Source organism: Cellvibrio sp. KY-YJ-3, assembly GCF_008806955.1.
Lineage (GTDB): Bacteria > Pseudomonadota > Gammaproteobacteria > Pseudomonadales > Cellvibrionaceae > Cellvibrio.
In genome coordinates this window covers 3,286,911-3,312,957 of sequence record NZ_CP031727.1, presented here as the reverse complement: position 1 = coordinate 3,312,957, position 26,047 = coordinate 3,286,911, and the positions used below count along the sequence as shown (strand labels likewise).

General features: G+C 48.9%; 18 protein-coding genes. 14 read left to right on the top strand and 4 right to left on the bottom strand.

Annotated features, from left to right (window positions below; all coding sequences use genetic code 11):
- Window positions 1-18: 18 nt before the first annotated feature.
- A complete protein-coding gene (locus D0B88_RS13965; protein ID WP_007641522.1) occupies window positions 19-315 on the bottom strand; it encodes a Dabb family protein in 297 nt (98 codons plus the stop codon).
- Window positions 316-483: 168 nt separating this feature from the next.
- Here D0B88_RS13965 and D0B88_RS13960 point away from each other — a divergent pair, with 168 nt between their 5' ends.
- The 11 genes from D0B88_RS13960 to D0B88_RS13910 all read left to right on the top strand — a co-directional run bounded on the left by D0B88_RS13960 (window position 484) and on the right by D0B88_RS13910 (window position 16,780).
- Entirely contained in the window at window positions 484-2,163 is a 1,680-nt protein-coding gene (locus D0B88_RS13960; protein WP_151057913.1) for a tannase/feruloyl esterase family alpha/beta hydrolase, read from the top strand.
- A 203-nt stretch (window positions 2,164-2,366) separates the two neighbouring features.
- Window positions 2,367-2,888 (top strand): sigma-70 family RNA polymerase sigma factor, encoded by a 522-nt coding sequence (locus tag D0B88_RS13955; RefSeq protein WP_151057911.1) that lies wholly within the window; start codon window positions 2,367-2,369, stop codon window positions 2,886-2,888.
- Window positions 2,889-2,891: 3 nt separating this feature from the next.
- On the top strand, window positions 2,892-3,866 hold the full coding sequence (locus D0B88_RS13950; protein ID WP_151057909.1) for a FecR domain-containing protein: 975 nt from the start codon (window positions 2,892-2,894) through the stop codon (window positions 3,864-3,866).
- A 97-nt stretch (window positions 3,867-3,963) separates the two neighbouring features.
- Entirely contained in the window at window positions 3,964-6,444 is a 2,481-nt protein-coding gene (locus D0B88_RS13945) for a TonB-dependent receptor (RefSeq protein ID WP_151057908.1), read from the top strand.
- 506 nt (window positions 6,445-6,950) lie between these two features.
- On the top strand, window positions 6,951-8,003 hold the full coding sequence (gene sbnB / locus D0B88_RS13940; RefSeq protein WP_151057906.1) for a 2,3-diaminopropionate biosynthesis protein SbnB: 1,053 nt from the start codon (window positions 6,951-6,953) through the stop codon (window positions 8,001-8,003).
- A gap of 10 nt (window positions 8,004-8,013) precedes the next feature.
- Window positions 8,014-9,258, top strand: coding sequence for an MFS transporter (locus D0B88_RS13935; protein WP_151057904.1), 1,245 nt, complete (start codon window positions 8,014-8,016; stop codon window positions 9,256-9,258).
- 169 nt (window positions 9,259-9,427) lie between these two features.
- Window positions 9,428-10,459, top strand: coding sequence for a 2,3-diaminopropionate biosynthesis protein SbnA (gene sbnA, locus D0B88_RS13930; protein ID WP_151057902.1), 1,032 nt, complete (start codon window positions 9,428-9,430; stop codon window positions 10,457-10,459).
- Window positions 10,460-10,476: 17 nt separating this feature from the next.
- The gene (locus D0B88_RS13925; RefSeq protein WP_191966441.1) at window positions 10,477-12,348 is read left to right on the top strand and encodes an IucA/IucC family protein; all 1,872 of its coding nucleotides are present in this window, start codon (window positions 10,477-10,479) and stop codon (window positions 12,346-12,348) included.
- Window positions 12,348-14,228, top strand: a complete 1,881-nt coding sequence (locus D0B88_RS13920) for an IucA/IucC family siderophore biosynthesis protein (RefSeq protein ID WP_151057898.1) — start codon at window positions 12,348-12,350, stop codon at window positions 14,226-14,228. The genes D0B88_RS13925 and D0B88_RS13920 overlap by 1 nt, the downstream gene beginning before the upstream one ends.
- Window positions 14,221-16,029, top strand: a complete 1,809-nt coding sequence (locus D0B88_RS13915) for an IucA/IucC family siderophore biosynthesis protein (protein ID WP_191966440.1) — start codon at window positions 14,221-14,223, stop codon at window positions 16,027-16,029. Before D0B88_RS13920 ends, D0B88_RS13915 begins: the two co-directional genes overlap by 8 nt.
- Window positions 16,022-16,780 carry an HpcH/HpaI aldolase/citrate lyase family protein gene (locus tag D0B88_RS13910; protein ID WP_151057894.1) on the top strand — a complete coding sequence of 253 codons (759 nt, stop codon included), beginning with the start codon at window positions 16,022-16,024 and terminating at the stop codon, window positions 16,778-16,780. Before D0B88_RS13915 ends, D0B88_RS13910 begins: the two co-directional genes overlap by 8 nt.
- Window positions 16,781-16,874: 94 nt before the next feature.
- Here D0B88_RS13910 and D0B88_RS13905 read toward each other — a convergent pair whose 3' ends face one another.
- Both D0B88_RS13905 and D0B88_RS13900 read right to left on the bottom strand, forming a co-directional pair.
- The gene (locus D0B88_RS13905) at window positions 16,875-20,033 is read right to left on the bottom strand and encodes an efflux RND transporter permease subunit (protein ID WP_151057892.1); all 3,159 of its coding nucleotides are present in this window, start codon (window positions 20,031-20,033) and stop codon (window positions 16,875-16,877) included.
- A complete protein-coding gene (locus tag D0B88_RS13900; RefSeq protein WP_151057890.1) occupies window positions 20,026-21,117 on the bottom strand; it encodes an efflux RND transporter periplasmic adaptor subunit in 1,092 nt (363 codons plus the stop codon). Before D0B88_RS13900 ends, D0B88_RS13905 begins: the two co-directional genes overlap by 8 nt.
- A gap of 211 nt (window positions 21,118-21,328) precedes the next feature.
- On the opposite strand from D0B88_RS13900, the gene D0B88_RS13895 reads away from it, so the two are divergent.
- Genes D0B88_RS13895 through D0B88_RS13885 form a run of 3 tightly spaced genes read left to right on the top strand, consistent with a single transcriptional unit; the run spans window position 21,329 to window position 23,653 of the window.
- Window positions 21,329-21,616: a hypothetical protein gene (locus D0B88_RS13895; RefSeq protein ID WP_007641482.1), complete on the top strand. Its 288-nt coding sequence runs from the start codon at window positions 21,329-21,331 to the stop codon at window positions 21,614-21,616.
- A 23-nt stretch (window positions 21,617-21,639) separates the two neighbouring features.
- Window positions 21,640-23,346: a PepSY domain-containing protein gene (locus tag D0B88_RS13890; protein WP_151057888.1), complete on the top strand. Its 1,707-nt coding sequence runs from the start codon at window positions 21,640-21,642 to the stop codon at window positions 23,344-23,346.
- A complete protein-coding gene (locus tag D0B88_RS13885; RefSeq protein WP_151057886.1) occupies window positions 23,339-23,653 on the top strand; it encodes a DUF3325 domain-containing protein in 315 nt (104 codons plus the stop codon). Before D0B88_RS13890 ends, D0B88_RS13885 begins: the two co-directional genes overlap by 8 nt.
- A gap of 172 nt (window positions 23,654-23,825) precedes the next feature.
- Here the strand turns inward: D0B88_RS13885 and D0B88_RS13880 are convergent, their stop codons facing one another.
- Entirely contained in the window at window positions 23,826-26,036 is a 2,211-nt protein-coding gene (locus D0B88_RS13880) for a TonB-dependent siderophore receptor (RefSeq protein ID WP_225318374.1), read from the bottom strand.
- Window positions 26,037-26,047: the final 11 nt, after the last annotated feature.

The window sequence follows — 26,047 nt, the reverse complement described above, 5'->3', positions numbered from 1 at the left end:
TGTCGTTGGTGTTGCGGGTTACACCGGATAATCAAATACAATAATATCGTCCAGCAGTGGTACAAATTCCTCCTTTAAAGCTTCGTGCTGCGGGTGCGGTAAATAGCGCGCGCGGGCAGCTTCATCGGCAAATGTCATTAATACTGCATGGGTGAAGTTTTTATTCATTCCTTCAGGGCTATCGTTCAGGCCCCACTCCACATCCACAACACCTTCAATTTTATCTGGCATGGTTTCAAACAGCGTTTTGACGGCAGTTATTTGTGACGATTGTACTGAGGCTTTAAATTTTATTAACAGAATATGTCGAATCATTTATTGCTCCATTGATAGGTGATAAGAAATCTAATTGTGTTTTGTCGCGTGCAATTTTTACATCATTGATTCTACAGGATTGGTTATACTACTTTTCATGGGTATATAAATGAATAATTATATTTTTTGCATTCTTATAAAGTTATAAAGTTATAAAGGAAGATCTACATGCAGCATTCTTTTTGTCATCGCTTTTTTGCTTTTAATCGCAATGCAATCTTAGTCAGTTTATTGTTTGCAACATCTATTTCACCTGCATGGGCCGCACCTGCTACATCTGCAAAAAATTGTACTGCTTTAATGGAGTATAAGTTTCCATCGTCTTTGCACTTGGTTGTGCAGAATGCAAAAGTGAATGAAGCAGACGCTTTTTGTCAGCTGAATGGTATTGTCAATTCACGTACTGGTATCGACGGTAAACATTACGGCATTGAATTTGAAATGCGTTTACCTTTGTCGTGGAACGGCCGTTTTGTGTATCAAATGAATGGCGGAAATGACGGCACTGTGGTTCCCGCAGAGGGTGGTTCGGCGCGCGCGCAGGGTTATGCGGTGTTAAGTACCAATGCGGGCCACTCGGGCAACGCTGCAGAAAATCAGCAATATGGTTTGGCGGCGGGTAATCGTTTTGGTTTGGATCCGCAAGCGCGGGATGATTATGGTTACGCCGCAACTGCAACCATGACACCTATTGCCCATCACCTTATCAAGGCTCTTTATGGCAAATCAGCCGCTTATACTTATCTGGCGGGCTGTTCTAACGGTGGCCGTCACGGCATGGTTGCGGCCAGCCGTTACGGTGATATGTTTGATGGGATTTTGGTGGGCGCCCCCGGGTTTAATTTGCCAAAATCGGCGGTGCAACATGCGTGGGATATACAAAGTACCCAGCAAGTTGATCCACAATTGCGCAACGCGTTTAGTCGTAGTGATATGAAATTGTTGGCAAATAGAGTCATTGAAATGTGCGATGGTTTGGATGGTATCAAAGATGGTTTAGTCAATAAAGTTCGCCACTGTCAGGATGTTTTTGATATCAATAGCCTGCGCTGTGATAAACAAAAAACGGCCAGCTGTTTGACTGATGTACAAATAAAATCCTTCGCCCGCATGATGAGTGGCCCGAAGAACAGCAAAGGCCAATCGCTTTACAATCATTGGTGGTATGACGCAGGTATCGCGGATGATGATTGGCGTTTTTGGAAATTTGAAAGCCCCATTCCCGCGTGGAATAACCATCCATTAATTGCCACCATGGGCGCGGGCTCACTCGCTTATTTGTTCACGACACCCGCCACCGAAGTGGAAGGTACGCCCGAGAAGTTGCTGCAGTTTTTAAGCGAATTTGATTTTGACCGCGATGCTCCAAAAATTTACGCGACTCACGGCAAATTTAAAAAGTCTGCCATGGAATATATGACCCCGCCCGATGTGGATAATCCACGGCTTACAAAATTCTACAAAAACGACGGCAAGCTAATTATTTACCACGGCCAAAGCGACCCGGTATTTACCACGGTGGATATTGTGGAATGGTATGAAAAGCTCAATAAAAATTATGCGGGCCAAGCACAAGATTTTGCACGCTTGTTTGTCGTGCCCGGTATGAACCATTGCAGTGGCGGCCCGGCGACAGATCAGTTCGACGCCTTTGGTGCACTGGTGGCATGGGTGGAAAAAGGCGAGGCACCTGCAACCCTTATCGCCACAGTGAACCCTGAGAATAAATCCCTCCCTGCCGACTGGAGCAAAACCCGTTCAAGGCCGTTATGTCCTTGGCCGAGTGTTGCTATCTACAAAGCAGGTGATATTGAGGTGGCGAGCAGTTTTGCTTGTGAGGTTCACTAAGCTTCAGCTCATTTAGGTGAAGGGTGCTGCTCTGTTCTTTCGGGTGACACCGATCGGCCTCTACTAGTACCTGTCGTTGGATTAGACAAGTAATCCCTGCTAACAGGTGGTTGTTGTCGTCTTGATAATTAATTAAGATGCTAAACAATAATCATTATCAACAATTGCCCTGCTTAATTGTTGGTTAGTATGGGAGAACCTCAGTGCCGCCTGACGCTGTATCAAACCAGCAATTCGATGCATGGTATTCAACGCACAATGACTGGCTGCAAGGGTGGCTTCGGCGCCGTTTGGGCGATCATGCTACGGCGGCCGATCTAGCCCATGACACTTTTCTCCGGGTGTGGGTTAAATCCCAATCCAACAAGCCCCCTGAAGTCAATGAACCACGAGCTTATCTCACTACTATCGCCAAGCGATTGATGATCAATTATTACGAGCGCCAATCGCTCGAGCGGGCGTTTATGGTGACGCTTGAGCAATTACCGGAACCCTTGGTTCCATCTGTTGAAGAGCAGGTTATTGTTTTAGAGACGTTGCACGAATTGGATGTGCTGCTAGCCGAGCTTCCATCCAGAGTTCGCTCCGCCTTTCTTATGTCCCAATTGGAAGGGGTTACTTATGAGGAGATTGCTGCCCGTTTGCACGTGAACGTGCGCACCGTTACCCGTTATATGGCGCAGGGGTTCCGCCAATGTTTGCGTTTAATGTTGGCCAGTGACTGACCAATGAAAGTGGATAATCACAGCGATGAACAGCTTACCTCCCGGGTGATTGATGAAGCCGCCGATTGGTTGGCGCGCATGCACAGCAAAAACCTGTCGGATGCTGAGAAAAATGCATGGGAGCAATGGTTGATACAGAGTGCCGAGCATCAGCGCGTGTGGAAAAACGCTGAGTTGCTTGCCGACCAATTTAATCGCCTTGAGCCTAAATTAGGGATGTCTGTGCTTGATCGACCGCGTGAGCTGGCATCCCGTCGCAGGTTCCTTCGCGCAGTTGCCACATCGTTGTTTATTCCTGCCGCTACATGGTTTGGCGTCCAATATTACCAGGCTAATCAAACGAACTTTTATCGCACGGCTACCGGTGAGCGCCGCGAAATTATCTTGGCGGATCGCAGTGTCGTTGTATTGAATACCGCCACGGCGCTGAATGTAAATTTTGATAATTTGCAGCGCCTGCTGGAGCATAAAACCGGCGAAATTTTTGTGCGAACAGCACCTGATACTCACGCATCAAGCCGACCATTTCTGGTTGAAACCGATAATGGTCGAATGCGCGCTCTTGGTACGGAGTTTGTGGTCAGGCACGGCGAGACAGGCACGCGCTTGTCCGTCTTTGAAGGGGCGGTCGAGATCACAACCCGCCATAGTCAATCCAGAATAATTGTTGAGTCAGGGCAAGAAGTGAACTTCACAGCCCGGTCTATCGATGCAATAACCCCCATTCAATCCGGTGCGGGTGCTTGGCGAAATGGCGTTCTCTACGCTCAAGGAATGCGCCTTGCGGATTTCACTAAAGAGCTGGCCAGATACCGGCCCGGCTTGCTGCATTGCAATCCCGCTGTTGGTGAATTGCGAGTAACAGGTGTTTTCCGGCTCACGGATACTGACACTGTTCTCCGCTTGCTCGCCGATACCTTGCCTGTGACCATTGATGCGCGCACCCGTTACTGGGTGACAATCAACCCTCGCCAATAAATTTTAAAAAATTCCATTTTGGGTGTCCGGTTTTTGCGTTTCGCCTGTCATGTCTTTTGAAAACTTCGTTCACTGACTTTTGACTTGGATATAACCGATGTTTGAATACCGTACCCTTTTTCCTGCTCGCCGATTAACTCCGCGCAATACAGCGATCCATACCGCCCTGGTTATTTGTACTGGCTTGGCTATCGCCAATGTCACCATGGTTCCCAGCGCATGGGCACAAGAAAATATTTCTGCTCAGGAAGTAAAAACCTATCGCATTGACGCGGGGTCATTGGAATCCGCTTTGCTGGCATTTGCCGGTCAGTCTGGCGTTAATTTAAGTCTCAATAGCGATCATTTGCAGGGCTTGAACAGCGCTGGGTTGGTGGGCGCATTTTCAGTAGAGGAGGGGTTCTCGCACTTATTGAGTGAGACCAATTTGCGCGTTGTTAAACTGGAGGAAGGCAATTACACCATTGAAACTAAACCTGCGCTGCCAGCAGTGAAAGCCCTGCCTCCGGTAATAGTTACCGCGCGTACCGACAGTAATGTTGTAGAACCATCCCGCTCAGTGACGCTTATTGAAAAGGAAGAGCTGGACACTTTACGTCAAGGTTCGGACAGTCTTGCCACCTTGCTTGGAAAAGCAATCGCAGGAATGGGCGATTCGACCCACACCATCACCGAGTATGGGCAGACATTGCGAGGCAGGGAGACATTGGTGCTAGTGGATGGCGTGCCGCTGAATACTAACCGCGGTTCTTCACGCAACCTGGCCAACATCAACCTTGCCGATGTGGAGCAAATAGAAGTGTTGCGTGGTAGTAGCGCCATTTATGGCAGTGGAGCGGCGGGTGGGATTATTTCAATTCGCACGCGTAAACCCGAAGGCGAAACCCAGGCGCGAACAACAATTACCGGTGTTGTACCTTTATCAAAAATTGGCACTTCCGGATTGGGTGGTGAAGTCCAGCATTACATTTCAGCAGCAAGTGAAGCGGTGGATTACACCCTGAGCCTTGGTGCCCGTCATGTGGGTGGATCATTTGATGCAAAAGGAAATCGCATTGCACCCGAGCCAAGCCAGGGCGATATGTTTGATTCAAATATTTACAGTGCCGCGACAAAACTCGGTTTTAAAATAAATGCAGATCAGCGTTTGCAATTGTCGGCCAGTTATTACGATGTGCAACAAGATACTGACTATGCCACTGATCCATCTGTTGCTTCACTGCCACCAAATAGTGTTCCCGCTCGCTCGATAAAAGGGCTTGATCTGAAAGAGCAAAATCGCGTCCAGAATACACTTTTTGGTGTCGATTACGAACACCGCAATATCGCGGGTAATACGCTTGCGGCACAACTTTATTATCGGGATTTTTTCACCCGCTTTGCGCCATTTGATGCACGCAGAGTTGCTGTGCGCGGCGGTAATGTTGATCAGTCAATGCAAAACTCTGAAGTCTATGGCGGGCGTTTGACGATCAAATCACCGTTTGGTGAGAGCAAAACTACCCAACTGGTGTGGGGTGGCGATTTTCACAATGAAGTCACTGATATGCCGTTGGATATTTTTGATCCGGTGATTTACGACGCAAGTGGCGGCTTGGTTTTCAAAAAAACAGGCAAACTTATTTATATGCCGGAAGTGACAACAGATGCATCAGGTGCGTTTGCACAATTGGAGCATCGCGTTAATAAGCGCTGGTCAATCGAAGCAGGAACAAGATACGACCGTGCCAAGGCAAGCTTCGACGACTTCATCCCCTTATCACAATCCAAATTAGCCAATCCCGGAACGGTTGCGGGCGGCTCAGTCGATTACGATGCATGGACATATAATGCCGGCACGGTGTTTTCTTTGACCAAGGCGCATGAAATTTATGCGTCGTTTAGCCAGGGTTTTCAATTGCCAGATATTGGTTTGCAGGTTCGCAATGCAACACCTGCATTTAATATCAATAGTTCAAATTTGCAGGCGGTAAAAACGGATACTACCGAATTGGGTTGGCGGGGGCGCTGGGATAATTCGCTGGCAACCTTGAGTGTATTTGAGTCCCGATCAGATTTAGGCGGCGTGCAAAGTTTTAATAATGGTCTTCGGCTGATCCGCACCAAAGAGCGAATCTTTGGTGTTGAGGGCGGCATTGATTATTTTACCGATGACGAGCGCTGGAGTGTTGGTTCAACTATTACCTGGATGAAAGGTGAGGAATTGCCACAAAATTCCAGCCAGTATCAGGACATGCCAGGCAACCGTATTCCGCCGTTAAAGTTTACTGCTTATGTCGAGTATCGGCCTTCAGAAAATTGGAGCCATAAACTCCAAACAACGGCATTTCAAGGAAAAGATTACCGACTTAACGGCGTTGCAAGTTTCAGCCGCAGGGATACGAATGGCTATGCCACAGTCGATTTAATTTCCCGCTGGAAAATCGATGACGAAAGCAGTGTTGCGATGGGTGTGGAAAACCTTCTTAACCACTATTACTATCCTCTCTACAGCCAACTTTTGCGTAGCGATAGCAATACCAGTCATTTGCCTGCAAGTGGAACGGTGTTGAAGCTAAGCTTTACCCATAACTGGTAATGGATTTTACAAGAAAGGCGCAGCCTTAATTGGCTACGCCTTTCAATAAAACAAACTTATCGTCAATACAAGCTGAAAATGTTTCTGCAGTAAACGCAACGAATTGAAACCTTCAATTCGTTAAGCCGTTTATATTTTTTATGTAATGATAAAAATAATAAGTAAGTTACTTTCATTTCACGAAGCGCCATAAATACACTTTTCCTTACACTCGCGAATGTGAGTTCTTATTTCCTATGCTCACGAATGTGAAGCCCTAAAAAATCCATAAATTAAATTAGCGGTGTCGCTCTATGTGTTGTAGAAGCGGTGATTAATCTTGTGCTGGTTTAAATTAATTTAATTTTTATTTATTAAAAATATTTTTTTGTTTTTAATCTGTTTTTGGGCGACAAAATTCACTTCAATCGCAAAAACACATTGATATATTATTTTGTTGGGTATAGATTCTCAAATGAAAATACTTATCATTTGTTTAAAGTGAATATCCCAAAGGATGACAAACAATGTCCGCTCAAAATAATGCCTTGTTACTTTCCGCTTCTTCAATTTCACCTGAACCGCTTTTGTATTTAAGTCAAAGTGATTTGGTGGGGCTGGGGGCAGCATCCAGCCATCATTACATTACTGCCGTTACCCAGGGTTTAATTCAGCACGCTGAAGGGCAGGTGGTTCAGCCGATTAAACCTTATTTGCGTTGGCCTGAGGCAAATCATATTGCAGATCGCATTATTGCTATGCCTTGCTATCTTGGCGGCAATACGCCGGCGGCGGGAATTAAATGGGTGGGTAGCCGGGAGGCAAATGGCCGTAAATTTGGATTGCCCCGTGCAAGTGCTGTCATCATTCTTAATGATGTAAATACAAATTATCCCATCGCGATTTTAGAAGGGAGTTTGATAAGCGGTATGCGCACCGCGGCGGTCACTGCAATCGCAGCCAGGTATCTGGCAAAAACCGGATTCAAATCCGTGGCCTGTGTTGGTTGCGGCCCCATAGCTAAAATGCAGATTGTTACGCTGATCGAACAATTTCCTGCTATCGAAAATATTTATCTATTTGATATTAACCCTCATGCCGCTGAAATTTTTACCCGTCAGTTTGGTGAAAATTATCCGCACATTCATTTCCATGCAATGGATTCCGCCAAACACGCCGTAAAGCAAGGCGATGTGGTTGTAACCTGTACGGTGACCGATTCTCCATACATTGAATACGACTGGATAAAGCCAGGGGCATTCATCAGTAATGTATCCATTATGGATGTTCATAAAGAGGTTTATGAGCGCGCCGATAAAGTTGTGGTTGACGATTGGGAGCAGTGTAATCGCGAAAAGAAAATTATTAACCAGTTAGTGCTTGAAGGGCGTTTTTCCAAAGAGCAATTACACGCTGAGTTGGGGGAGTTAGTCACCAATAGAAAAGTGGGGCGTGAAAATAATGAAGAAATTATTTTATTAAATGCAATGGGTATGGCAGTAGATGATATTGCGTGTGCGCGCCATTTTTACGAATTAGCAAGAAGTCAATCAGCCGGCACTGCTTTGTCGTTATTCTAAGGATTTAATTATGCGCTTCTGGTCGGATTACCATCGCCATTTTTTCTTCATTTGTAGTTGTCAATGTCTAGCGACATTGGGGCTTATGGCGATGGTACCGATTATGCCCTTATATTTGGAAACCATAGGTAAAGGTTACGAACCTTATTGGTCCAGTGTTGCACTCGCAGCGCCAGCCATTACCGGAATATTATTTTCAAAAAAAATGGGCGCAGCCTGCGATAGGTATGGCTATCGCTTTATGGTGGTTATGGCTCTGGCGGGGTTTTCAGTGAGTATGTTTTTAATGGCGCTGAGTGAGTCCATGATCGGTTTTTTAATGGGGCGTTTATTGTTAGGCGCGGCGGGTTTGAGCTTAACGCTAACGGCATTTTCCTGTGCGGCAAGCTTGGCGTCACAGCGGGGGCAATCGCTGGGCTTATTGCAAAGTGCTGCAGCACTAGGCTCTTTGGCCGGGCCGGCAATTGGTGGTGCCATGATGGATTTTTGGTCGCTGCCTTTATTTTTAGTTCTAATCGCTAGCTTTGCTGGCATGGCTGCAATCGTAGCGCCTTGGCTACTGGAAGAGCCGATAAAAATAAAACAACCCCCAGTATCCGGTGCTTCTCAATTGTTGACCGACAATAACAGCGGTCAAATCGTACAAAAAAATACCGCCTTGAAATATTGGGCAATTGCTGCCTGTTTATCGCAAGCAGCGGCTTTTGCATTGGTTAATGTATTTGTGCTTTTTCTGGAAGGTCGAGTGCAGGGTTTGCCCTTGGCAACATCGGCGGGAGTGATCCATGCGGGGGCTTGGGCGGCCACCATGCTTTTTGGTCCCTGGTGGGGTAGGGCCAATGATCGCTACTCGCCACGGCGCAATTTTTTTCTGGCCGCTTTAGGTTGTGCAATCTCAATCGGTGTACTGCCATTTATCCACGACCTTTGGTTAATTGTTGCATTACGTTTTTTTCAAGGTGCATGTTTTTCCGCGCTCGCACAAACCATATTTTATGCGCTGACACTCGATAAAAATAATGCCTTGCCGGGGGCGGGCGTTGGGCTTGCAAAACAGTATTTGCTGGCTGGGCAAATTGTTGGCCCGCTATTAGTGGCAATACTAATTCCCTGGGTATCAGTGACTTATATTTTGTACTGGGTTTCAGGTTTATTTTTACTTTCTGCGTTTGTTGCTTTCTGTGTGACTGAGAAGCAAACAAAAAGCACATTACTTTCCGGGGCGACACAGTTGACCTTACAAGAAAAAAACTAATCAGCTGCGAATTAAGTCATTGTGCAATAGGTTCTCCATAACGCAGAGCCAATCATAGGGTTACGGTTTCATGCTGTTTGTAATCACCAGTAACAATTAATCCACGAGCCAATAACCCACAAACCAATAACCTACGAACCAATAACCCACGAACCAGGGAGATAAAATAATGAACTCATTGTCCATCGCTAATTGCATCGGAAATACCCCTATAGTCCGATTGAGTCGCATTTTCGGTAACCAGGATGTCCGTGTTTACGCCAAGCTGGAATTGTTAAATCCCGGCGGCAGCGTAAAGGATCGGCCAGCCAAATTTATTATTGAGCAAGGTTTGCGTGACGGCAGTATTCCCAAGGGGGCGCACTTAATTGAAAGCACCTCGGGGAATTTGGGTGTGGCATTGGCGATGATGTCTCGTGTGCACGACTTACAACTCACTTGTGTGGTTGACCCTAATATTTCCAAAACCAATTTGGAAATTATGAAGCTCTATGGGGCGCATATTGAAATGGTGACTGAGCGTGATGCTTGTGGTGGATATCTGGAAACGCGGATTGCCCGTGTTAAATCACTATTACAAGAAAAGCAAAACGGTGTGTGGATCAATCAGTACGCGAATGTACGTAACTGGCAAAGCCATTACCACGGTGAAGGCGAAGAATTGCTAAAGCAATTGCCTGAGCGCCCGGATTACTTGGTAATGGGGGTCAGCACGTCCGGCACCATATTGGGAATTGCACGGCGATTGCGTGAAGCCTATCCGGAATTAAAAGTGATTGGTGTGGATGCACTGGGTTCAATGTTGTTTGGTAATAAGCCTGGTAAACGGTTTTTACCGGGTATTGGTGCGAGTCGTGTGCCTGAATTGCTGGCTAAAGAAGAAATTGATGATGTGATTTATGCCAGTGATTTGGAGTCATGTGAAAGTTGCCTGGATTTGGTTAAGGATGAAGGTATTTTTGCCGGTGGTTCATCAGGTTCTGTGGTGGCTGCAATCAAGAAATTAATTCCTCATATTCCTAAAGACAGTTGTATTGCTACTCTTTTTCCTGATCGCGGTGATCGCTATATGGATCTGGTTTATAACGCAGAGTGGCGAGCAACTCTGCAACAGGGTGATGCGCAGTTTATTCCCCAGTTTATCCGCAAAAAAACGCCTGCAGTTTGTACTCCTGAGTACGATGTATCCTTGGCAGTTTAAATGAGATGGAAATGACAATGAATATTCATATGGAAAATCCGGTTGAAAATCGCAAAGAAAGTTTCGTTGCAGAAGCGAAGCTAAAGGAGCTTTTTGACGGTTTGGTAATGGAAAATATTTTTGCTCTGCAGGAACGCTTCACAATCAGCCGAACGCTCAATTTTTCGATAGAGCTACCTGATTTTTTGCTGCAGGAGAATGAGCATTATTATTCGTATGAACTGCAAAGCGGGGCATGCCTTGTCGCACGTGTAACCACAGAGGTTGATGTTCAAGTCTGCCGTTTAAGCCGGGGGCCAATTATTTTTTGTGCGCAGGGTGCGCGCACAATAACCGGAATTAATGACGCACTGGCCTTGATGAAATGTCTGGTGCAATACGCCACGGAAGATTCCTTGCCGGACCTGAGTGGGCTGGATGATTTCATGCAAAATTTGGCCTTAGCTCAGGCGCAATCGACATGGTCGTCAGAATATCTCGACATCATCATTGAAAATTGCTGGCAGCACCATGTTGCCTTGCATCATTGGGAACAGTTATCGGCTCTGCGTGATCGCCCATTCCATCCCTTGGCAAAGTCAAAAAAGGGGTGGAGTGCAGAGAATTTCCGGCAATACTCTACGGAAACCAGTGAAGGGTTTGGTTTAACCTGGGTTGCAGTGAACAATAATTATCTTGTAGGTAATGCCCAACTCCAAGGAATGGTAATTGCAGAGCAGTTGCTTAACGAAACAGAACAAAACGCTTTATCTAATACATGCAGAAACATTGCTCTGGACTGTACACAATATACGCTTATTCCGGTTCACCCCTGGCATTTTAAAATGCATTTAAAAAAGGAGTTTGATCCCGAAATTAATGATGGTCAGATAATATTGGTGACAGAATCCCTGGGAAGCTTCTTGCCCACTGCATCCGGTAGATCACTAATTCCCAATCACCAAACGGCAGTGCACGCCAAATTGCCCTTGGCGCTATTGTGTTTGGGCGCATTGCGTATCCTGCCGTCCCGCTATTTATTTAACGGTTATCAAGCGCAGCAAATGTTGGCGGCGATAATTGCGCGAATGCCGGAGAGGGGAAAAATAAATTTGTGTGATGAAAGCCAATGGCTGGCTTTCTTACCAGAGAATACGTCTGAGCTATCTAACCGATCCGGATTCCTATCTTGTCTGTTGCGGAGTTACCCGGAAGCTGATGGTAAAACTTTAATTCCCATGTCGGCTCTTGCGGTAGCAACCAAAGGCAAGGTGCCTGCCATTGAGTGGTTGTATCATCAGTATGTTACAGACCATTCAATAGCTGAATTTTCCCTGCAAACATTTACCGCAATTGCCAGATTGTTTTGTGAGTTTTCATTCCATTGCTTTAGTCATGGCGTGATGCCTGAAGTTCACGGGCAAAATATTCTGGTTACATTTAATTCCATCGCCGTGGAACAATTAACCTTACGTGACCACGATACCTTACGCATCTTTCCTCCGTGGTTGCAGCAACAACAAATTCCCCTGCTTGATTACCAGATGGATTGGTCAACACCGAACTCCTTGATTTGTTTATCACCACAGCAATTGCTCAGTTATTTTTTAACCTTGGGCGTTCAAGTGAATTTGCGCGCAATTGCAGATGCTTTGTCACAGGCCTACGGCATACCTATGGCTGAATTTTGGCGGCAACTAAAGTTTGTGATTGAAAACCTTCTCAATGAAATGAATTTGCCGGTTATGTCAAAAGCCATTCTGCGCAAGGAGATTATAGATAGTCACTTGTGGCCATCGCGACAAATCTTATTGCCTTGTTTGATTAAGCGAACCCGTATGATGGGGATGCCAAGTGCAACAGGAAGTGTGACAAATCCTTTTCATTGTGTGGAAGAGAGAGGTAATTAATGAATTTTTTAACCAAAATCTTGATTGATGCAAGCAGTGCCCATCTTTTTCACACAGAAGAATATATCCAGAGCAGGCGACGTTTGTTTAAGCAATTAATACAGGCGCTGGTGTACGAAGACACAATTAAGTATGCAGAAAAAAAACTATCAACCAGCCTTATTGAGTTCAGCGTGCAGGGTGTTGCCAAAAATGGACAGCCAGTGATTTATAGCTGCAAAGGCTACCGTAGGGCAAGCTTTGGGCGGGTTGAGCTCAGTGCTGAACCAGTATTGCGCACATGCTCCGGTCAGGTTAGTGAAGCTGTATCCGTGCGTGAGTTTCTCAGTGAAATAGCAGCCAGTTTTACTATAGCTGCAGAGTTTATGGAGCGCTTTATTCAAGAGCTAGATCATACACTCGCAAATGATACGGCTGCTTTGTTTTATGCCAATCAGCAATATACATATGGTGCCGATAATCAAGCTATTCGATTGCTGAGGAATATGCCCTATGACGATATCGAAAGCGGTTTGCTCAGGGCACATCCATATCATCCTTGTTATAAATCGCGTATTGGTTTTGATGCTGTCGATAATCTTCATTATGGCCCGGAGTTTTCACCGGATATTAAGTTGGTTTGGCTTGCCCTTAGAAAGTTAAATTGTTTGTCGATTGCTTCGCCTTCACTAAACGAATTGGATTTTTACCAGCAGCAGTTAGGTGATCAATTAATAGAATTTAATACTTTGCTCAGGGGGTATGGATGCAACCCTGACGACTATGTGTTTATGCCGGTGCACCCCTGGCAGTGGTTAAACCAATTGTTGCCGCTTTATACGGCCGATATTCATCAGAAAAATATTATTTTGTTGGGGGAGGGAGTTGAAACATATCGCCCGCAACAATCTATCCGTACGCTCGCTAATGCTGTTCGCCCTGAGGTGCATTACGCAAAGCTCGCGTTGAATATTGTCAATACCTCCACCGCGAGAGGTTTAGCGGAACATACAATTGCTAATGCACCGGTTATTAGTGACTGGCTGCATCGCTTGGTTGCTGAGGATAGTTATTTAGCGAAGGAACTCAATCCAATTATTCTCAGGGAGGTTAAGGCAATTAGCTTTTCATCCGCGTGTGAGGCTATTGCCTCCGGGCAAATCGCATGTCTGTGGCGAGAAAGTCTTTACCCCTATTTAACAGCCGATGAGCGAGCTATCCCATTCAGCGGTTTGACGGAAATGGATCGTGATGCACTACCGGTAATTCAAAATTGGGTTGCCCGCTATGGGGTTTACGAGTGGTTGGTGCAGCTATTAACAGTGAGTGTGCTGCCGCTGATTAGGCTGCTTTATGCCCACGGTGTTGCCTTGGAGTCCCACGCCCAAAATATGATTCTTATTCATAAAGATGGCTGGCCCATCCGCGTAGCCTTTAAGGATTTTCATGATGGTGTGCGTTTTATTCAAGACCAGGTAACCCACAGTGAATGCTTAACTATTTTGCGTGCGACACCCCGGCAGCACCTTGCGCGCAATAGCAGTTCTTACATTAGTGCCAGCGAACCCGAAGATGTGAAAAACTTTTTGTATAGCGCTTTTTTTTCAATGAACCTTTCAGAGGTTGCATTGTTTTTTGACCTTCACTACCAGGTTGCTGAATCAACATTTTGGCGTTTAGTCAACGATTGCATTATGGGTTATCAGCGCGATTTTCCTGAGCAACATAAACAATTCCAACTATTTAATCTCCAGTCTGAGTACGTGATTGTAGAAGCCCACACCAAGCGGCGACTGCAAAATGAATCCTCTATTCGCATTAATCGGGTTAAAAACCCCTTGTTTTCCCAGCCATTCTCTAGTTCTTCGCAGCCCATCATGGAAGTTTCACATCATGAATAAATTTGCCCCTGAATCCATTGACCTGATTGCTTACCGCTATTCGGCATTAGCGCTACTCAATTGTTATGTCAGAGAAATTGCGATACCAAATGATTTGTTGGAATTTATCCCGAATAAAATTGAGAAAGGCCCTGCAGGAATGTTGCTTGTCAAGTTTCCACAGCTCGGAAAGCGCTTGTCAGTTAAGGTTGCGAATCGCTCTGCAATTGGAAATTATATTTATACCTCTGCGTTGTCTATTGCCGATTTTAATGCCGGTTCGGTTTTTGAATTATTGCCATGGAAAAGCCTATCCACATTGATAGTGGAGGAGCTTTGCCTGCGTTACCAGAATGCTAAGGTAAAGCAGGAAATGCTTGATCAAATACAAAATAGCACGGAGTTTATTCAACAAAGTGTCGCCCGTTGTTTTGATGTCGGCGCAGAACACTACAGCGATTATATCGAGTCAGAATCTGCGCTTATTTATGGTCATAGCTTTCATCCTGCGCCTAAATGTCGGCAAGGATTCTCTGCAACAGAATCTTTACGTTATAGCCCGGAATTTGGCAGCGCGTTCCAATTGCATTATTTTGCGTTGTCTCCCCAGGTTCAGTGGGTGGCAAACAGCAGTGAGCTTGAAATACAACCTTTAGTTGAGCAAATGGCGCAGGTGTCCCGTCATGATATTCCCGCTGGATGGAGCCTTGTGCCTTGCCACCCCTGGCAAGCCAACTACTTATTGCAGCATGCCCCCATTCATAAAAGTATTGAAGAGGGAGTAGTAAAATACCTTGGCGCTTCGGGTATTTATTTTAAGCCCACCATATCCGTCCGCACCTTGTATAATGCTGATTTCCCCTATTTTTTAAAATGTTCACTGAGTATGCGAATCACCAATAGTGTGAGAAAGAACGCTTATTATGAACTTGATGCAGCGGTCAAGTTGACAAACATTCTTTCGCCTATTGTGGTTGGTATGAAAAAGCAGTTTCCGGGTTTTGAATTTGTACTGGAGCCTTTTGCGTTATCCGCTGATATTCCGCATGCGGATGAAAATGTTCAGGCGGATTTGCGTAGCCATTTCGGTGTCATCTTTCGTGATGCCAAACCATTTCAATTTTCACAAAACATTCAGAATGTGTTGAGTGCAACTTTATTTGGAGATAACCATAAAGGGGAATCCTGGTTAGAAAAATGTTTTAACTCCCTGGGCGCAATCAAGGGTACCTCGCAAGGCAACCAGGTTGCCCTTGAATGGTTTTCGCTATATCTCAGTCATCTTGTGCAGCCGCTATTATCTGCCTATTTCGAGCAGGGCGTTGTGTGCGAGCCGCATCTACAAAATGTGGTTGTAAAATTGGAAAGTGGATGGCCTGTTGGTGTCATATTGCGGGATTTGGAAGGTACAAAATTAATTAAAGGGATGTGGGACCAAAGCCTGCTGCATGGAATGCAAGGAAAAGCCCTGACCAGTGTGTTACACGATGAAAATAAAACCTGGCAGCGGCTCAATTATTGTTTATTTGTGAATCATCTCGGGCAAGTGATTTATCAGATTTGCCGATTTGGCCTCAATGAACAGCAGTTATGGGAAATGGTGCGAAAAACCTTGGAGCGTTTTTCCACTAGCGTTAATTCGGAGCTGGTTGATTTAGAATTAGTTGAACGGCGTATTGGGGGATTATTAAAAGGGGATGCCTTAATTGCCAAAGCCAACCTGATAACACGATTTTTTCAACATGCCGATAGTGATGCGAGTTATGTATTGCTGCCCAATCCCATGGTTATTTCAGTGGAAGAGGTAATGGAGTATGTATAGTGGGTTGCGCGCGCGCGTTCATAACAAAGAGCCGCTGTCGGGGATTTTTTGTTTTACTCCATCACCATTGCTAGTGGAGTTTATTGCTGTTGCAAACTACGACTTTGTAATCATTGATCTGGAACATAGCCTCACGGATATGCAAACCTTGGATCATATGATTGTGACCGCTCGCAGCCACGGATTGGCTGTATTGGTCAGGGTTCCATTGGCGCGATCCCATTTGGTATTGCCCATACTCGATGCGGGAGCCAGTGGCATAGTGTTTCCGCGTATTCAATCGGCAGAGCAGGCACGAATGGCCGTGCGCTTATGTCGCTATGCGCCGGAAGGTGATCGGGGGCTAAGTGTGCACCGCCATTTGAATTTTCAATCTGATGAACTCGCCATGCGCAATCAGAATGTAAACGATAGTGTTTGTGTGGTGTTAATGATTGAAGATAAAAACGGTGTTGAAAATTGTCAGGAGTTAGCCCGTGTGGATGGCGTTGATGTGATTCTGGAGGGCGCAGCAGATTTATCAGCATCTCTCGGTGTGCCCTGGCAAACACAACATCCCTTGGTGAAAGATTCATTAAAAAAGATTGCAATGGCTGTTGCATCAAGCCCAGCACAATTTTGTGCAATTCCCCGAGCCACTGAAGACTACCAAGCCTGGTTGGAGCAGGGGGTATCTATGTTTGTTCTTGGGACGGATCGCGGGGTGATAAGGCAGGCATTGCAGGCCAATAAAAACAGGTTTAGTGCGTGACCTGTATTTGAAGACTAATTCCTGTGAGCTTGAAGCGCGCATATTAATTGCCAATAAAAACGGGCAGAGATTTTAAAAATTTCTGCCCGTTTTTTTATTTGCTTGTCACATTTTTACGCGGCACAAGTCGAGTTAATTTATCTCGCCAACTTGCCTCCGGGTTTAATACTTCTATCAACAAGCACGGCAAGAAGCTCAGCGTCAGCAGCATGGAAGCGGTGAGGCCGCAGAGCACAACTATGCCGACACCGCGATACAACTCCGTGCCAGCACCGGGAATAAGTACCAGTGGCAATAGCCCGAAGATGGTGGTGGCGGTGGACATGAGGATGGGGCGCAGGCGGCTGGCGACGGCTTCGCGCACTGCCTCTGCGATAGGCAGTTGGCGCTCATCCAGATTGCGGCGGGTTTGCTCCACAATCAGGATGGGGTTGTTGACGACTGTCCCCAACAAAATCACAAAACCCAGCATGGTAATCATGTCGAACGCCTGATGGCTGCCGCCCAGGCCGATAGTTGCCAGCAGTGCGCTCAGAGCATTGGTTGCTACCAAGCCCACCAGACCACCGGCGATTCCCAAGGGTACTGTCGTCATAATCAGGAGCGGGTATCCCCAGTGCGAAAATATTGCCACTAACAATAGGTAAATCAACACCAGGGCGACGGCGAAGTTATTCAGTAATGAGGCGCGGGTGGAGGCGAGATCGTCCGCGGCGCCGGTAATACTGAGCGCGACGCGGCTGGGTAATTCGCCAGCGCGTTTCATGGCCGGAATTAATTCGGTGCGCATTTTATCCACCGCCGTTTCCAGCGCGACATCATCGGCAGGAATGATATAAACCGATACGGTGCGCTGACCATTCACGCGGCGCAACTCTTCGCTATCGACTGTTTCGCGCAGCTCGGCGAGTGCAGAGAGCGGCATGACTTGCCCGTTGGGTGTGCTGATGGGGACTTGCGCCAGCTCGCTGAGCTGTTGGCGATTGCCTGCGGTGCTGAACAAAAACATATCGATCTTGTCGTCGCCATCGATAAATTCACCCACAAAAGCGCCATCGCTATAAGCGGCAACAATAAAGCCGAATTCCTCCGGGCTAAAACCGAGTTCAGCCAAACGCTCCCAGCGCGGGCGGATTTCAATCAGCGGTTGGTCGAGTGAGAGCGATGAGGGCGATGAATCAATACGCGGTTCTTCAAATACGTCTTCCGCGCGGCGCATCACGTGGCGCGCTGTGTCGTAGAGTTCGCCCAGGTCAGGGCCGGTGATGTTTAACTCCACCGCGCGGGTGCCGCCCTGATTGCTGGAGATGATCGAACCACGGGCCGAAAAGGCGCGCATGCCGGGGTAGGTCTCAAAGCGGGTCACCAGTGCTGTCATCATGACATCGATATCGGCGGGGTCGCGCGGTTCGCTCATCAGCCAGAGTTGCCCGGCACTGATCCGCAGAAAGTAGTATTTCAGCGGCGGAATACCAGCGTTTTCAGCGGTGTAGTCCTCTGCAGTTGCCTGATTCAATTCGGTTTGAATTTCAGTGCCGATCTTGTGCATTTCCTCGATGTTGTAGCCGGGCGGCGCAAACATACTGCTAAAGGCTTTTGGCTCTTCGCCCTCAGGCAGGTATTCGGCGGCGGGCATAAATACCAGTGCCAAACCAAGGCTACCGACCAGCGTCAGAGCCATCGTCAGGTAGCGGCGCTTGAGGGTGCAGCAGAGCCAGTCAGTTATTTTCAGGATAGCTGCTTCGCGTTTGGAACCTTCGCCCATGTCCATTCGCCCACCGATGGCGGCACTGGCGGCGGGCACCACAAACAGTGCAAACAGCATTGAGGCAAAAATAGAGGCAGAGATAGCCAGTGCGATATCGGAATAGAGTTGTCCCGCTTCGTCGGTAACAAATAGCACCGGCGCAAATACCAAAATGGTGGTAGCGCTGGATGCAATCACCGCGCTCCATACCTCGCGCACGCCGGTGACGGCGGCTTCGATACGATCCAACCCGCGTCGCCGCGCCTGCTCAATGCTTTCCAGCACCACAATGCTGTTATCCACCGTCATACCAATCGCAAAGGCAATACCGGCGAGGGAGATCACGTTGATGGTGCGATCAAAGGCGGCCAGCCCAATGAAGGAGGCGATAGTGCACACCGGAATCCCCATCAAGCAGATGAGCGTAGCGCGGCCCGAACGCAGGAATAGGTACATCACCAGAGTGGCGAGCAGGGCGCCGAGGCAAAGGTTGGAGAAAACATTGCTGATGGAGCTCTCAACGTAGCGCACATCGTCGCCAATCATCAAAATGCGCAGGCCGTTGGGCTCCAGCAGGTCAACGCGCAATTTGTCGATCTCCGCGAGCATGGCGCGTTTGATATCGATAACGTTGGAACCCTGCTGGCGTTTGACGGCCAGGGTCAGTGCTTCCTCGCCGTTAACGATGGAGTAGCCGCGTTTCTCATAGTGATCAAGGCGGACTTCGGCGACGTCCCCCAAACGGATATGGCTGCCATCGCTGTGGGTGATAATCAGGTTTTGCAGGTCGTTAATATCATCGAAGCGGCTGGTAGTGCGCAGCAAGTAACGGCGTTTGCCTTCGTTGATGTCGCCGGCGGATACATCGCGGTTACGGGCGCGAATGGCGTTGCTTACGTCCTCCAGGCTCAGGTTGCGCTGGGCGAGCCGTGCTGGGTCGACCTGGATCTGGATCTGGCGCAGGGTGTTGCTCATCTCGACTTGCGATACTCCGGCAACCCGCTCCATGCGCGGGCGCAGGTTGTCATCGATAAAATCGCTGATCATGTCCATATCCAAATCGCGTGGGTTGCCCACTTGCGGCAGCACGGCGAAATACATGAACGCATTTTCGGAAAAGGATTCGCTGTACAGGCGCGGTTGATCGACGTTTTCGGGGTAGTTGGGCACCTGGCTCAGGGCATTGGAAACCCGGATAAGCGCTTCATTGGCCTCGACTCCGATGGGGAATTCCAACTCGATCACGGCTGTGCCCATCTCGGCGAAGGATTCCATGCGGCTGAGGTTGGGCAGCGAACGCAGGTAGCGCTCCTGTTCCAGCAGGATTTCTTTTTCGATATCTTGCGGTGTCGCCCCCGGCCAGCCGGTTTCAACGGTGATGATGCGGGTATCCAGGTTGGGAATCATCTGCACCGGCATGCGCAGGGCTGCTGCCAGGCCGAGTACACACACAATCAGCACTATAACGCTCAGCAAGCGCCCTTGAAGAACCAGTTTTTCAATCATCGTTTTGGCCCTGCGCGCTGGATGTTGAGGCGGCGGTAATGGTCACTGATTGCCCATCACTTAACAGCTCGTTGCCGCGAATTACCACCTGCTCTCCGGCTTTTAACCCTTGTTCGACTAAATAACCGTCGCGCCCGCTGTTGCCCAGCGCAATCTGGCGGCGCTTGGCTTTACCGTTTTCCACCACAAAGACACTGAAGTTACCGTCGGCATTGCGCAGCACCGCATCGCGCGGCAATAACACAGCAGTCTTCGCTTGCTTGAACACTAAATGTGCACGGGCAGAGGCACCCGGTACCAGTGCGGGCGAAGCCTCCGTTGCCGCGAGGCGCAGCAGGAAGCTGCGCGATGCGTCACCCACCGGCACTAGCGTGTCGATCCGCGCTGGAATCTGCAGGCCGGGTTGGGAATCAGGGCGGATCTGCACGGTTTGAATATGCTCGATGCTGGGCAAGTGTTCCTGCGGCAGCTGGACATCCAGGCGCAATAAATCCATTGAGACGAGGGTAAAAACTTGATCGCCCGGGTTTAACCATTGCCCCAGATCAGTCCAGCGCACACTGATCACCCCATCAAATGGCGCTTTGAGCTGATGTTTGGCTAAATGTTCGGCGGCGATACGCGCGTCGGCGCGGGCTTCCTGCAAGCGTGCCATTGCCAGTTTGGCTGCGCTTTCACGGGCGCTCACTTCGCTCTGGGCAATATGACTTTGCTGTTTTAAGCGCAGTGCTTCATCGCGCAGGCGAGCGGCTTCAGTGGCGGCAGTTTCAGCGGCAGACAGCTGCGCCAGAGCGCGCTGGTGCTCCTGTTTGGCGATGCTGTCGTCCAACTCCAGCAGCAGATCACCCTGTTTAACGCGGCTGCCAAGGTCTACATGCAGGCGCTTGACTAGCGCATTAACGGAAACCGACAAGGTGGAATCGCGCAGGGCACGCAGCGTGCCACTCAGCTCCAACTCACTGCCCAGCGCCGTGGTTTCCAAGCGATGGGTAACAACTTGCAGCTCGTTGGGCTGAGCGTTAATCGAATGGGATGTGGCCAACAATGGTAGAAACAGACAGGTGGTTAAGAGCAGGCGCTGCATAAGTCCTCATCATTAGGGTGGGTGTCAGGGAGGCCATCTTAATGGGTTTAAGTTGGGAATCAATCTCATTTGATTAATGCTTTCACGTCTTAACACTTCTTCTTTGCTGGTTCTTATTGCGAATAAGTATCATTTGTGAAAGCATGTGTGACTTTTCAGAAATGTGAGGCGACAGAATGTTGTACCTCAGTGTTATACGACGAGACTTCTTATGACGACGTATTGGGTCACCATCAACCGTATCGCGGCGGCGCTTTTGGGCGGTTACGCATTTACCTGGGGTTTTACCGCACTCGGCATGGCCGGGTTGGTGGCTCTGGGTGTGGATTTTCACGAGGCCGAGACCGGGGTTTTACTACTCTCGTTTCTGGTGTTTTTGGGGTTATTCCTCTGGGCGTTTGCCGCCGCCAGTATGCTGCGGGTATGGGTCTTGTTGGGTAGTGGGGCAGTATTAATGACCTCGGCCGCTTGGGCGCTGCAACGCACCTTATTGGGCTGAGGTTTTCATGGTGGGAGATTTTAATGTTTAACAATTTTCGTCTATCAATGACATGGGTACACACCTGGTTTGGCCTGGTGCTGGGCTTTGTGCTCATGATTTGTTTCTTCTTTGGCGCGCTCTCAGTCTTTGATCGTGAGATTGACCGCTGGGCGATTCCTGACACCCGTTTCGAACCCCAGCCCATGCCGTCGTTTGATCATTTGCTTAAACCGGTGTTTGAAAAACTGCGTGCACATCCAGACGACATGGCCGCAACCGCAGCGCGGGTAGTGGGCGATTTGCCCCATCCAGACACTATGCCCATGGCATCGCTCTATGCCTACACCACACACCGCGACCCGGTATTGTCCATTGGTGCCGAGTTCAGTATCCCCAATAAACCCCTGAATCCAGCCGACGATCACCTGCACGTCCATGGTTGGGCGACCATCGATCCGCGCACTGGCGAGGCCATTCCCGACGATGCCTTAAAAATTGGCAGCCGCTGGTTTTACCCTATGCATTACAGCCTCAACTGGCATTGGAAAAATATTGGTTACTACATAGTCGGGCTGGCGGCTTTTGTGATGCTGGCGGCGCTGGTGACCGGGGTGATTATGCATCGCAAAATTTTCCGTGAGTTGTTTACCTTCCGCCCTAAAAAGCGCACCCAGCGCAGCGCTCTGGATTTGCACAATATGACCGGTGTGGTGGCCTTGCCTTTCCACTTCTTTTTTGCGTTTACCGGTTTGGTAATTTTTGCCAGCTTCTTTTACTTTCCCGTGTCGCACACCATGCTCAAACCCTTGCATGACCAGCACGAGGTATTGGAGGCGGAGCGCACGGGGTTGCCGCATGAAGCAGCGGGTATTGCTGCGCCCATGGCATCGGTGGATGCCATGGTGGCCGAAGCGAAACGCCGCTGGGCGGCGCGCGATATGGCAGGCGAGGTGGGCTACCTGTTTGCCGATCATTTGGGCGACCAAAATGGCTACGTCAGTATTTATCGCGCGGGCAGCGACCGGGTTGCCTTGGTAGGTGAGGGCATTCACTTTAAAGCTAGTACCGGCGAAGTGTTGCGTGAGGACCCGCCGCGCACTGTGGTGTCTGAAATTAATGAGTTTTTAACTGGTTTGCACTTGCAGCACTTTGAGCATTGGTTATTGCGCTGGCTTTATGTCATCGGTGGATTGCTGGGGTGCATTTGTATCGCAACAGGTTTTATTTTCTTCGTCGAGAAGCGCAAGCAGCAACACGCCAAAACTCAAAGCCAGGGCAGCCGTATCGTGGATGCTTTGGCGGTTACTACGGTGACAGGAATGTTGATTGCCAGTTTCGCCATGCTGGTTGCGAATCGCCTATTACCCGCCGACCTGGCTGGAAAAGGCGATTGGGAGATCAATGCCTTTTGGTTCGCCTGGTTACTGGCCTTTTTACATGCGGCATGGCGCAGTGCACCAGTTGCCCGCGCCGCCCGCAACCCCGCTTGGCGCGAGCAGTGTTGGATCGCTGCCTTATTAGCAGTTGCAGCCGTTGTACTTAACTGGCTCACCACGGGCGATCATTTGGTCAAAACTGTGTTTACCCAAACCTATTGGCCGGTTGCAGGAGTGGATCTCAGTTTGCTGGCTACCGCGGCGCTCTCGGTGTTCGCCGCGCGCAAGTTGAAATTACGTGAGCAACCCGTCGCTAACATTGCTGCGCAAGAGGCTGATCTGGAACTTGTTGGGGATATGAAACATGTTTGAACCCTGGATTGTATTGATATTGGCAGGCATCAGTTGCCTTGTTGGTTTTGCCTGGCTGGCGTTGGCGATGAACGCCCACTGGCAACAAGTGATGGGAACAAGCGCACCCAGCACCCAGGTGCGAATTAAGCTCAGGTTGTTGGGGAGTCTCGGCCTTTTGCTGTCGGCCGTGCTGTGTTTTATCGCCGACCGTCCATCTATGGCGGTATTGGTTTGGATTATGTTCTTGGCGGCAGCGGCGCCGTCGGTTGGTATGTTGTTGAGCTGGCGCCCACAGTTGTTGCGGATGGTGTGGCCGAGCCGTTAAACACTTTTGCGTGTGCACAACATCCGGATTGAAGATGAGCCATATGATTGGCTTAAACCAAAAGGCCCATTACGGGCCTTTTGGTTTTGTGAGGGTGGTGTTTTGTGTGGCTGATGTTTAAGTGAGCGATGTTTTTACTGATTAAGTGTTTAGCGGTTTAAACCTCAAAGAATCACAACTTCCACTTCACGGTGAGTGACACATTTCTCGGCTCGCCGTAGTTTGCGTAATCAATATTTGCCCAATAGATTTCGTCGAAGACGTTAGTTGCGCTCAGTGAGGCCGTCCAGCTTTCGTTGAAATTCCACGTGGCATAGAGGTTGGTAAGTAAGTAGGAATCCTGGGTGAATGTTGCATCCGTGCGAGTCGGATGAGTTACACCGTAGCCGATGGTTTCGCTTTGCCAGTTAACGCCGCCACCCAAAACCAGCGGTGCCAATGCGCCCGAGAAATGGTAGTGGCTGGACAATTGCACCGAGTGTTCAGGCAGGTTGGTCCAGATGCGATCATTGGTGTGGCGCTTGGTATCTACGTAGGTATAGCCAGCGTTAATCACCCACTGTGCGCTGAGGTTCCCGCTCAGGCTCAGTTCAATGCCTTCGCTTTCGGTGCCATCAACCCCCACATAGGCTGAGCTGCCATCCGGCAGTGAATTTTCCGGCTGGGTCATATCGCGCACGGCGTAGTTGTCCTGTTTGGTTTTGAACACTGCGGTAGATGCGAGCAGCTTGCCATCAAAAAACTCACCTTTCACACCCAGTTCGGCGTTGCTGCCAAGCACCGGCTCAAGCAAATTGTTGTCCTTATCCTTGTAGTTTTGCGGATTAAAAATATCGGTGTAGCTGGTGTAGAGCGAAAATTGTTTGCTCAAGTCATACACCAGCCCTGCATAAGATGTCAGTTCATTGTCGACCTCAAATGTGCCGGTCTTGTTCACATAAGCACCGGTGGTGTTGTAGTTGTCTGTTCCTGTCTCCCAGGAGGTGACACGGGCGCCGATTACGGCAGAGAGTGAATCCGTAAGGCTAAAACGGTTGGCGGTATAAACACCCATTTGTTCCGTTGTAGCGATACGGAATGCGCCTGTGCGGGAATAGGTGGGCTGCGGAGCCTTGCCATCGTAGTTCCAGGCATCGGGTACCAGATAACTCCAGGAGGCAACTGACGTATAACCGGGTGTATTGGATTCCATCTCATAACTATTGGCGCCAACGATCAAGGTGTGCTCGCGCCCCAGCCAGTGGTAATCACCGGTGAGGTAAAGATCGATGCTGTCACGGGTGTCGTCACCGGCGCCAACACCGGCTAACAGTCGCACGCCTTCTCCAGTTTCACGGTCAGGGAAACCTTGGGCATAAACCCGCAAGCTAAATACGTCGCCTTCAGTGCGGTTTACTGCAAAGCGCAGCTTCCAGTCCTCATTGAAATTGTGCTCTACATCGGCAAACAAGGTGCTGGATTCACGCTGCCAGGTTGTCCACTCGGGGGCAAAACTGGTCGATACGGGCAGCTTGGCTTCGGAGCCGTCAGCCGCGAACAGTGGGATGGTTCCCCAAATAGTGCCTTCGGGGTTGTTGTCCTGATTTTGATAGCCCACAGCAACCGTGGTTTTTTCACCAATATCGCCCTCTACAATACCCAATACCGCAGTTTTGTCTTCGCGATAGCGGTCGCGAAAACTGTCGGAATCCTGATAGGCGACAACAACCCGGCTGCGCAATTTTCCGTCGCTGGTCAGTGGCGTTGAGACATCCACAACGCCGCGCTGGCGATCCCATGAGCCCACACTGGCAGATACTGATGCATCCAGCGTTTTACCCGGACGTTTGCGCACCAGATTGACGGTGGCCGAGGGCGTGCCAACCCCTGAGAGCAGGCCATTGGCACCGCGAATTACTTCCACTCGCTCATAAAGTGCCGTGTCGTATTCCTGGTTGGTAGAACCGCTGTAGGTGGGGATGCCATCGACCTGAAAGTCAGTGATTTGGAAACCGCGCGCAAAGTAGAGCGGGCGCTGGGTGTCGTAGAGTGTGACGTTGACACCGGTGACATTCATCATCAGGTCATTCATGTCGGTCATGGAGGTCAGCTCAATCATTTCTTGTGATATTTCACTGATTGATTGCGGTAGTTCGCGCAGGGTAAAGGGTAGGCGAGTAGCGGTTTTTCGTTCCGGGTTGCGGCCGTCAACTTGAACCTCCTCGACATCCGGGCTGGCGGCTGCCAGTTGCATCGGCAAGTCGGTAGCCTGAGCTTCAGCCCCAAGTGCTCCGGCGGGCAAACCCAAGGTTAATGCGAGAGTGGTCATTGCCAGATGGCGGTTGGATGGATGCTTGGCGACAGTATTTACTCGTAATGAAAACGGAAAGTGAATCTTATTCATGGGGTTTTAGA